Genomic DNA, 9,674 nt, shown 5'->3' on the forward strand with positions numbered 1-9,674 from the left:
TTGCAGCTATGGTATCCAGTCGCCATGCTGATGACCGGTTGCGCGAGGATGGATGGCAACATGGCGCAGGGCAACGACGAGCACGCGGCGAGCGGCAGCAAGAACGCCGACCCTTGGCGGATGTTGCCGACCGGTGTCGAGGTCTATCGCGAGCGGCTGGCACGCATCCATGCCGATCTCGAGGAGCGCGGCCTTGCCGGCGCGCTGATCTTCGACCCGGAAAACCTCTTCTGGCTCACCGGCTATCAGACCATCGGCTATTTCACCTTCCATGCGACGTACGTCGGTGTGGGCCAACCGCCGGTCATCATCGCGCGGGTCGTCAATCGCGATCTCGCGCTTGCCCATCCGACCATCGCGGACTTCGTTGCCATCGCCGATACGGACGATCCGGTCGGCGTGCTCGCGGGCTTTCTGGCAAAGGCGGCCGGCGGGCGAACCGTCGGCGTCGAAACGCGGGCGCGACACCTCTCGGTCGCGGAGTTTCGTCAACTCGAGGCCGCCGTGCCCGGTCGCCTGGTGGATTGGGGCGGGGTGATCGAGGCGGGTCGCCGCGTCAAGAGCGCGAGCGAGATCGCAAGCATGCGCCGTGCCGCGCGGGCCGCGGAGGCCGGACTCGAGGCCGCGATCGAGGCGGTGGCGCCGGGGCGGACGGAAAACGATCTGGCGGCGGCGATGCTCGGCGCCAGCATTCGCGCGGGGGGAGAATATCTCGGGCACCCGCCGCTGGTCGTCGCCGGGCGAACCACCGCGCTCTGTTTCGCGATGTGGCGGCGGCGCGAAATCCGCCGCGGCGATGTCGTGCTTCTCGAATCCGCAGGTTGCGTCGACCGCCTGCACGCGATGCTGTCGCGGCCGGTCGTCGTCGGCAAGCCGACCGGCGAGCAGCAGGAAGCCGCCGACGCGTTGCAAGGCGTGCTCGAGGCAGCGATCGGGGCGATCCGGCCCGGCCTCACGGCGGGCGAAGTCGACCGGCGCTGCCGAACCGTTGTCGAGGACAAGGGGCTCGGGCGCTTTTTCCGCCACCGCTCCGCCTATGGCATCGGGATAGGCTTTCCGCCGAACTGGTCCGAAGGCCACATCTACGCCATCCGCCCGGACGATCCGCTGGTCCTCGAGCCGAACATGACGTTCCACGTCATTCCGACGCTCTTCAAGGAGGAATTCGGCATGTGCTTCAGCGACAGCGTCCGCGTGACGGAAACGGGATGCGAATTACTGACGAATTTCCCCCGCCGGCTGTTCACGGTCGAGCCCTGAACGATCGGCCGCACATCGTGTCGAACGCATACCAGAGGAGTTGAACATGAGGAATGCCATGCCGAGCCGCCGCCAAGTGCTGCAACTCGCAGCGATCGGAGCTTCGAGCGCCATCCTGCTGCCGCGCGGCGCGCTGGCGGCAACGACCTGGGACATGCCGTCGGCGTATGCCGCCGGGAATTTCATTTCCAAGTCCTACGCCGCGTTCGCCGAGGACGTCAAAGCGCGCACGGCAGGTGAACTCGCGATCACCGTGCATCCGGGCGGCTCGCTGTACGGCGGCGCGGAAATCATGCGCGCGGTGCGTGAGGGGCAGGTGGCGATCGGGGCACGCTTCCTGGCAGCGCACTCCGCGGAGGATCCGATCCTCGGGCTCGACACCGTCCCGTTCCTGGCGACCGACCGTGCTCAGGCGCGCAAGCTCTATGATGCGTCCAAGTCGCATATCGACGAGGCCCTCGCCAAGCGTGGCCTCAAACTGCTCTATGCCCCGATCTGGCCGCCACAGGGATTGTTTTCCAAGAAGCCGATCAATTCCGTCGCGGACATGAAAGGTGTCAAATTCAGAGCTTATGACGCCTCGACCACGCGACTCGCCGAACTGATGGGGGCCGTGCCGACCAAGACCGAGGCGAGCGAGATCGCGCAGGCCTTCTCCACCGGGATCGCGGAATCGATGATGGCGTCTGGAGCAATCGGGGTATTCCAGAAGATCTGGGACTATGTGGATCACTTCTATCTGGTGAATGCCTGGCTGCCGAAGTCGGGCGTGATCGTCAACACCAAAGCCTGGGAAGGCCTCGGTTCCAACGTGCAGTCGGCGGTCATCGAGGCAGCCGCGGCCGCGGAGGCGGCGGTGTGGAACGAGATGGAGGTACAGAACGAGGGATACATAAAGACGATGCGCGAGAACGGCATGAAGGTCGAGGCGCCCTCCGCGGAACTCGCTTCCGGCCTCGCGGCGATCGGCGAAAAGATGACCGAGGAGTGGGCCGCAAGTGCCGGCGAAACGGGCAAGGCGGTCATCGCAGCCTACCGCGCTGGCTGAGACGGAGAGTGCTCCAATGGGGACGGCGGCGTGCATCGACCGGGCTCTGAACCGGCTCTACCTTGCCGCCGGCTTCTTGGCGGCGGGCGCGATCGTGTTTCTCGCACTGCTGGTCGCAGCGAGTGTTGCCGCCCGCTTCCTCGGGATCTACGTCGGCGGCCTCACGGAGGGGGCCGGCTATGCTACCGCTGCGGCCGGCAGCCTGGGCTTGGCGTGGTCGCTCGGCACGGGCGGCCACATTCGCGTCGATCTCGCACTCAATGCGCTCTCCGACGCGCCGCGTCGCCGGCTCGATCAGTTCGCCTTCCTCGTCACGGCGGGCACGATGTGCTTTGCCGCCTGGTATCTGGCGCGGATGGTGGCGATCTCCTGGGACTACGGTGATCTGAGCGTCGGATCGGATCGGCTGCCGATTTGGCTTCCACAGCTGCCGGTGGCGCTCGGATTCGTCATCTTCGCGGTCGCGCTCGTGCACGGAGCGCTCAAATACCTCGTCCGGGGCAGCAACCCGATCGCGGACGAGGGGCCGGACCTGCTCGCGGCAGACGACCGCAGTCCGGTTCAGGGACGTTGAGCATGGAGCCCACGATCACCGTGCTCCTGCTCATCGGCGCGCTCTTCCTGGTGCTCACCTCGGGCGTCTGGATCGGCGCGGCGCTGATCCTCGTCGGGGCGTTGGCCATGTCCCTCGTCACGAACAGGCCGGTCGGGCCGGCGATGGCGACCGCCATCTGGTCGCAGATTTCGCTCTGGGGCCTCGCCTCGCTGCCGCTCTTCATCTGGATGGGAGAGATACTCTACAGAACCCGACTTTCGCAGAGCCTGTTCAATGGCCTCTCCCCCCTCCTGCGACGCCTGCCGGGCGGCCTCCTGCACGTCAACGTCGCCGGCTGCACAGCCTTCTCGGCGATCTCGGGCTCCTCGGCCGCAACGCTGCTGACCGTCGGCAAGATCACGATGCCGGAGTTGCGGCGGCGCGGCTATCCGGATGCCATGGTGGCGGGCACGCTGGCAGGCGCCGGAACGCTCGGGCTCCTCATTCCGCCGTCCATCACGATGATCATCTACGGCATCATGGTGCAGGAATCGATCGCGCGGCTGTTCATGGCCGGGCTCGTGCCGGGCCTCATGCTGGCCGGGCTCTTCCTCGCCTACAACATCGCCTGGGGATTGTTTTCCGCTGAAGGGCGTGCGATGCGCGAACCCCCGGCCACTTGGCGAGAGAAGCTCGCGGGACTAGGCGAGCTGTTGCCGATCGTGGCGCTGATCGGGTGCGTCATCGGCTCGATCTCCTTCGGAGTTGCATCGCCGACGGAAGCGGCTGTGATCGGGGTTGCCGGTGCCCTCGCGCTCTCGGGTCTGCAGGGATCGCTCGACCGCCATTCCCTCGCCAGTTCGCTGATGGGGACCGTGCGCACGACCTCGATGATCACGCTTCTTCTCGCCGGCTCGGCGTTCCTCACGCTGGCGATGGGCTTCACCGGACTGCCGCGACAGCTCGCGGCCTGGATCGCCGGATACGAACTGACGGCGACACAGCTCATCCTGGCGCTGCTCATCTTCTACATGGTTCTCGGTTGCTTCCTCGACGGCATCTCGATGATCGTGCTGACCATCGCGGTCGTCGAACCGCTCGTGCGGGCAGCCGGTATAGACATGATATGGTTCGGGATTTTCGTCGTCATCGTCGGGGAAATGGCATTGATCACACCGCCGATCGGGTTCAACCTCTTCCTCGTGCAGGGGCTAACTGGGCGCGACATGGGCTTCATCGCGTCGGCCGCACTGCCGATGTTCGCGATCATGGCGGTCGCCGTGCTGCTCATCATCGCATTTCCCGAGATCGTGCTCTGGCTGCCTTCGGTGATGACGGCGCGGAATTGAGGGGAAAATCGAGATGGTGATGGAGCGGTTACACATCGATCCGGGATCGGTCGATCTCGACCGGGGTCCCTATCCGCGGGCGCGCATCGGCTTCGTCTGCGTGGCCAATGCGGGCCTGACCGAAGGTGACATGATGCGCATGCGACCGGAAGGTGTCGGCCTCAGCTTCACCCACCTGCCGATGGGCACACAGTGCACGGTCGAAAATCTCGCCGGAATGGAGCAGGATCTCGAGCGCACGCTCGCCGGGTTCATGCCGGGCCGCAACGACGTCGACGTCCTTTGTTACAACTGTACGGCGGGAAGCTTCATAATCGGCGAGGAGGTCATTCGTTCCAAGCTGGAGGCAGGGCGCGCGGGGGTCCGTGGCACGACGCTGCTGACGGGTGTCGTCGCGGCGTTGCGCCGCCTCGGCGTGCGCCGGCTCGCGCTCGGGACGGCCTACACCGCCGATATCGATGCCATGGAGTACGAATATTTCACCCGGGCCGGGTTCGAGGTGCCGGTCGTTGCCGGGCTCGGGCTCATGACCGACGTGGAGATGAACCTCGTGTCGCCTGGCTACCTGCGGCAATTCGCCATTTCCCTCGACCGGCCCGATGTCGATGCCGTATTCCTGAGTTGCGGTGCGCTGCGCTCGCTCGACATCATCGAGGAGGTCGAGAAGGTCATCGACAAACCGGTCATCGGATCGAACCAGGCGAGCTTCTGGCACTGCCTGCGGCTCGCCGGGATCGACGACGAGATTCCCGGCTTCGGACGATTGCTGCTGAAATGAGGATTGGCCGGTCATGAACGATGCGATCCGCCCGCTCACCTTCGGCCGCGATGGGGCCGTTTCGGCGGCGCACCCGAGCGCCGTCGAGGCGGGGCTCGCGGTGCTCGCGCGCGGCGGGAACGCCTGCGATGCCATGATCGCGGCACAGGCAGCGCTCGCCGTCGTCGCGCCGTCCTCGTGCGGTCTCGGCGGCGACCTGCTGGCGCTGGTGCGAACGCCCACCGGTGACGTCACCGCGATCAACGGCACCGGCCGTGCCGCGAGCGCACCGCGCTTTACAGACGTCGCGGACGACGGCCGGGCGGTGACCGTGCCGGGGCTCGTCGCGGGCTGGCAGGAGGCGAGCCGGCGCTTCGGAAGACTGGACCTCGGAGGGGCGCTGGAGCCGGCGATCGCGCTCGCCCGGCACGGTTGCGAACTGGCGCGCGATGTGACGCGCGCGGTGCGCGATCAGGAGGCACGATTGGCGCGTGGCGGAGCGGCGGACTGGAGCGTCGCGCGACAGGCGAGGAGTGGAATGAAACTCCCGCAACCGGAACTCGCCGACCTCCTCGCCGCGATCGCGCACGAGGGTGCAGATGCCTTCTATCGGGGCGCCATGGCCGAGGCCATCGCGGCGGCGGTGGCGCGCACGGGAGGGATGCTGACGGCCGACGATCTCGCCCGTCACGAGACGGCCGTGCTCGATCCGATCACCGTTCCATGGCGCGGCGGCCACGTGCACGTGCAGCCGCCGATGACACAGGGCGTGCTGCTCGCGATGTGCCTTGCCGCGCTCGAGCGGATGGATGTCGCGGGCGCCGCATCGCTCGATCACCTCTGCGTGGAACTGACGGAGGCGAGCTTTCAATTCCGCGACCGGGCGGCGGAGGGCGTGGCGCTGCTCGACGAGCGGCTGGACGTGGACCCGCAGAGGGCGATGCTGCGGGGGGGGCCACGCGCCTATCTCCATACGGCCGGCGTTGCGAGCGCCGACGCGGACGGCATGGTGTGCTCGTCGCTCATCAGCGTCTTCGACGATTTCGGCTCCGCGATCCTCGTGCCGGAGGGCGGCTTCACACTCAACAATCGTGCACAGGGCTTCACCGTCGCGCCGAACGCGCCGCGGCCGGGAGCGCGGCCCGTGCATACGCTGGCACCGGCGATGTGGGTCGAGGCGGGCCGGGTGACGGCGCTCGCGACACCAGGTGCGGACGGCCAGATCCAGACACTGCTCCAGATCCTTGCCCGTTCGGCCCACTCGGGGCTCGCGCTGGCGGATTCGATCGCGGCACCGCGCTGGCGCAGCGAGGGAGGAAGTCTCCTCGTCGAGCGAGATCATCCGGAAGTGGGCGGTCTTACCGCTGCCGGGCACCGTGTCGCCCTTCGCGAGAGCGGCGACATGTGCTTCGGGGGCGTGGTCGCGGCGGGTTACGAGAACAAGAACCCCTTTGCGACGTCGGACTGGCGACGGCAGGTGATGCACGGCGCGTGCTGAATGGCGCGCCCGACCCGCCGTCGTCGTCCCAGAGCGGCCGCGTCAAAGAGTGGCGGGAGCGACGGTCGACTCCAGAATCGTTGCCCGGCTCACTCGAGCGTCGAATGGCGCTTCGCTCGGGCAGTGCCGCCGATCGCGCGACCGGCGCGGCACCCGAACACGTCCGAGGCTCATTGCTCGAAAAGGTCCGGCCGCAAGCGCCGCCAGTGGTCGAGAGCCTCGATCGGTGTTCGACCTTCGAGCGCGGATTGCGCCAGATCGAAGTTGTAGAGCCGGACGTAGCGTTGGATCGTGTTCTCCAATGCCTCACCGCTGCGAAAGTGGCGCCCCTGCAATACGTCCCCGATGCGGCCCTCGAAGCGTTCGGCGATGTCGCCGGCTTCGTCCAACCCCGTCTTGCCGAGCGGATCGGGGGTCTCGAACTCAGCGCAAAAACGGGCGAAGTCGCTCTGAGCCAGGGCGGAACGGCTTCCTGGACCGACACTCCGATCGTTACATTTTGCTCCACTCCGAGAGGTTGCTCGGGCGATGCGCATCGGCGCCGCTCGCTCGAGATCATGCAGGAAGCTGCGCGCATCGGCAGCGGTCAAAGCGGAATACAGGCGCACGAATGCCCACTTCGTGACACGGTCGACGGCAAACAGGAGATACCTTCGCCGGGGGCCGTCGGCCATTTGCGGCAGGCATTTCAGATCGATGTCGAGATGGCCGGGCACCTGGGCCCCGGCGGATTTTCTTCCAGGCTTCGATGCCGAGAGCTTCAAGGCGCGCAAGTTGCCGACCTTGTGCCTGCGCAGGCAACGATCGAGGCCCGAGCGCGAAACGTGCGGATTGAGGAATTCGCGAACCATGAACAATAGGTCGTCGAGCGGCACCAGCAGCGACGTTCGCAGGGCGACGACGACCATCTCCTGGGCAGGAGTGAGCGTCGTTTGCAGTCGGTGCGGCATTCGGCTTCGGTCATGAACGTTGTCGCGCTTTCGCCATTTCCAGACCGTCTGCTCGCTGATGCCGTAACGCTCGGCCAATACCCGGGCCGGCTCGGCGCTCGCTTGGATCGCGGCGCGAATTTTCGCCGTCGTCGTCGCCCGCTTGGTGAGTGTGATCGACATGCCTGCCCCCTTCGCAAACCCCGTGCAGGATCGATTTGGCCATTTGGAGCCGAATGTCGGGTGGGGCGAAGGGCCCATCCCGAATGAATGACCCACGACGACCCACGGCATTCGTTCCGCGGTCTCGAGCTGTAACCCGTCCCGGCGAGGCTTCGATCCGACCTCCGCCACTGCATGTCCCGGGCGAAGCCGACAGGACGAGGTTACGTTGTCATGCGTTTCCCTCCGCCAGCCGCGGCGTCTTGCTCACGCCGCATGTCGGCTCATTCTGCGCTTGCTCACCCCTCTCACCTGCAACGAGAGTTCGAAACGTGGCGGCTGGAGCGTGACCATCGGCTTGGGCATGCCCGGCTCGGCGTCGGTCGCTCGCTCGATGTCGAACGCGCTCGCGATCTCGAGTGCGAGAAGCTGCAACTCCATCACCGCCAACTGCATGCCGAAGCACGCCCTCGGACCGACACCGAACGGCACGAAGGCCGGGTTCGTGAAGTCCCTGTCCATGCGGAATTCCTCCGGGGCCTCCCAATGCTGGGGGCTGCGGTGGAAGAGCCAGGGGCTGATGATCAGCGTCGCGCCCGAAGGCAGCGTGGCCTGCCCGAGATCGATGTCCCTGACAGCCTGCCGGGAGAAGAACCATGAGGACGGCCAGAGCCGCAGGGTCTCTCGAACGAGGGCCAGGCTGACGGTGGCACGACCGATTTGACTGCCATCGATTTCACCTCCTTCATCGGTCAGCGAGGCCGCTTCACTGCGCAACGCCGAGAGCACCTGCGGGTGTTTCGCCATGAGAAAGAGGAGCCAGGCCGCCGCCGATCCGGTCGTGTGATGGCCGGCCAGGAGCAGCATCGTGATCTCGTCCCGGACCTCCGAGGCGGTCAGCTCGAGTTCCTGGAGCACCCGCATGGTCGCGCTCGCGCTCGAGCGCGCGCGAACCCGCTCGACCACCGTCTCGATCATGCCTCGGGCAACGGCCCGGCGCCGACGCTCCTCGGCGGCGGTCCACGGCGCCTTGATCGGAAGGGAAAAGAACGAGCTTGCGATATCGTCTTCGAGCAGATTGATGGCCTCGAGGAGGATTTGCTCGTCACCGCTGGTGAGGCTGCCTTCCCCGAAGAGGACCGTTGCAACCAGACGCAGTGCCAAGCCCGGACAGACCTCGCTCGGGGCGAACCGGTCCACTCCAGCAAGGGCTCCGGCCGTCGCTCTGATCGTGGCAGAGAGCGCCGGCACCGCGCCGATCATCGCTTGCCGGCCGAAGACCGAGTGCATGGCGGTTCGCCTGCGCGCATGCTCGGGACCGTTGAGCACCAGCATGCTGTCGCTGACGGCCGGCCGCAGCTTTTCGACGAGCGCACCCTTGACGAGGCCGTCGCCCTCCAGCCGCATGATCGGCTTGAGCTGCCCCGGGTCGGTCAGGATGAAAACGGGACTGAAGCCGAGATCGACACGGGCGAGAGGTCCGGGCCGGGCGCTCCCGCGCTCGAGCAGAAATCCCAGCGGGTCACGCTGAAACGGCAGCGCGTCGGAAAACGGGATCGACAGCATTGGCAACCTCCATTCGCTTGGCTCTCGCCATCAACTCGTCGAATCCGCGACTGACCTGATCGGTCATCGGGATCTCGCCCGCCACCGCCACGATCGGGCGACCATCGGTGGTGCTCCCGACGGTTTGCGGCGGTCCATAGCGGCGCGTGCGGATTCCCAGCGCGCGCAAGTGGCGTTCGTGCTGGACGTCGACGATGGCCACCAGCGCCGTCGCATGGCGGTCCAAGGCCAGCCGGAACATCGCCGCGTAGGTTTCAAAGGAGATCGGCCTGTCGAGCGCGTCGGGCCAAACACCGAACCGCGATATCTCGATCATGTCCGCTCGCCGCGGGTAGGCGCGGATCTGGGCCAATTGAGGAAAGACGACCGCGGCAAGATAGGGCTCCGTCGTCGGAATCGCCCGAAACGTTCCGCGGATGCGCTGCTCGTGTCGCACCGCACAATGGATCGCCGCCGGCGTGTCGAACTGATCGACTTCCCTCTTTCCCTCCACCTCGAGGTCCCAGCCGCACCGTTCGACGAACAGCTCGCGCCGGAAGCGCTGGATCTCGTAGACACCGATCGGGTCTG

9 protein-coding genes are annotated in these 9,674 nt (G+C 66.5%); 6 read left to right on the top strand and 3 right to left on the bottom strand.

Annotated features, from left to right (window positions below; genetic code table 11):
• From GC150_08760 to GC150_08785, 6 genes are read left to right on the top strand one after another with little or no spacing between them, the layout of a single operon-like run.
• Positions 1-1,260: a M24 family metallopeptidase gene (locus GC150_08760; GenBank protein ID MBI1384985.1), complete on the top strand. Its 1,260-nt coding sequence runs from the start codon at positions 1-3 to the stop codon at positions 1,258-1,260.
• A gap of 46 nt (positions 1,261-1,306) precedes the next feature.
• Positions 1,307-2,308: a C4-dicarboxylate ABC transporter substrate-binding protein gene (locus GC150_08765; GenBank protein ID MBI1384986.1), complete on the top strand. Its 1,002-nt coding sequence runs from the start codon at positions 1,307-1,309 to the stop codon at positions 2,306-2,308.
• Between the two features lie 16 nt (positions 2,309-2,324).
• Complete coding sequence (locus tag GC150_08770) at positions 2,325-2,882, top strand: TRAP transporter small permease subunit (GenBank protein ID MBI1384987.1); 558 nt, start codon at positions 2,325-2,327, stop codon at positions 2,880-2,882.
• Between the two features lie 2 nt (positions 2,883-2,884).
• Positions 2,885-4,192 (top strand): TRAP transporter large permease subunit, encoded by a 1,308-nt coding sequence (locus tag GC150_08775; GenBank protein ID MBI1384988.1) that lies wholly within the window; start codon positions 2,885-2,887, stop codon positions 4,190-4,192.
• Positions 4,193-4,211: 19 nt separating this feature from the next.
• Positions 4,212-4,970 carry an arylmalonate decarboxylase gene (locus tag GC150_08780; protein MBI1384989.1) on the top strand — a complete coding sequence of 253 codons (759 nt, stop codon included), beginning with the start codon at positions 4,212-4,214 and terminating at the stop codon, positions 4,968-4,970.
• Positions 4,971-4,983: 13 nt separating this feature from the next.
• Positions 4,984-6,447 (top strand): gamma-glutamyltransferase, encoded by a 1,464-nt coding sequence (locus GC150_08785; GenBank protein MBI1384990.1) that lies wholly within the window; start codon positions 4,984-4,986, stop codon positions 6,445-6,447.
• 170 nt (positions 6,448-6,617) lie between these two features.
• Here GC150_08785 and GC150_08790 read toward each other — a convergent pair whose 3' ends face one another.
• From GC150_08790 to GC150_08800, 3 genes are all read right to left on the bottom strand, one after another.
• On the bottom strand, positions 6,618-7,559 hold the full coding sequence (locus tag GC150_08790; GenBank protein ID MBI1384991.1) for an IS481 family transposase: 942 nt from the start codon (positions 7,557-7,559) through the stop codon (positions 6,618-6,620).
• Between the two features lie 246 nt (positions 7,560-7,805).
• Positions 7,806-9,104: a cytochrome P450 gene (locus GC150_08795; protein MBI1384992.1), complete on the bottom strand. Its 1,299-nt coding sequence runs from the start codon at positions 9,102-9,104 to the stop codon at positions 7,806-7,808.
• Positions 9,061-9,674 (bottom strand): GNAT family N-acetyltransferase (locus GC150_08800; protein MBI1384993.1); only part of this gene is annotated, 614 nt, incomplete at its 5' end. The genes GC150_08795 and GC150_08800, both read right to left, overlap by 44 nt.

The sequence above is a fragment of the Hyphomicrobiales bacterium genome (assembly GCA_016125495.1).
In the GTDB taxonomy this organism is placed as follows: domain Bacteria; phylum Pseudomonadota; class Alphaproteobacteria; order Rhizobiales; family RI-29; genus RI-29.

Excerpts from the sequence above, each read along its gene's own strand:
- GC150_08765 (MBI1384986.1), top strand. The coding sequence starts at position 1,307 with ATGAGGAATGCCATGCCGAGCCGCCGCCAAGTGCTGCAACTCGCAGCG.
- GC150_08770 (MBI1384987.1), top strand. The coding sequence starts at position 2,325 with ATGGGGACGGCGGCGTGCATCGACCGGGCTCTGAACCGGCTCTACCTT.
- GC150_08775 (MBI1384988.1), top strand. The coding sequence starts at position 2,885 with ATGGAGCCCACGATCACCGTGCTCCTGCTCATCGGCGCGCTCTTCCTG.
- GC150_08780 (MBI1384989.1), top strand. The coding sequence starts at position 4,212 with ATGGAGCGGTTACACATCGATCCGGGATCGGTCGATCTCGACCGGGGT.
- GC150_08785 (MBI1384990.1), top strand. The coding sequence starts at position 4,984 with ATGAACGATGCGATCCGCCCGCTCACCTTCGGCCGCGATGGGGCCGTT.
- GC150_08790 (MBI1384991.1), bottom strand. The coding sequence starts at position 7,559 with ATGTCGATCACACTCACCAAGCGGGCGACGACGACGGCGAAAATTCGC.
- GC150_08795 (MBI1384992.1), bottom strand. The coding sequence starts at position 9,104 with ATGCTGTCGATCCCGTTTTCCGACGCGCTGCCGTTTCAGCGTGACCCG.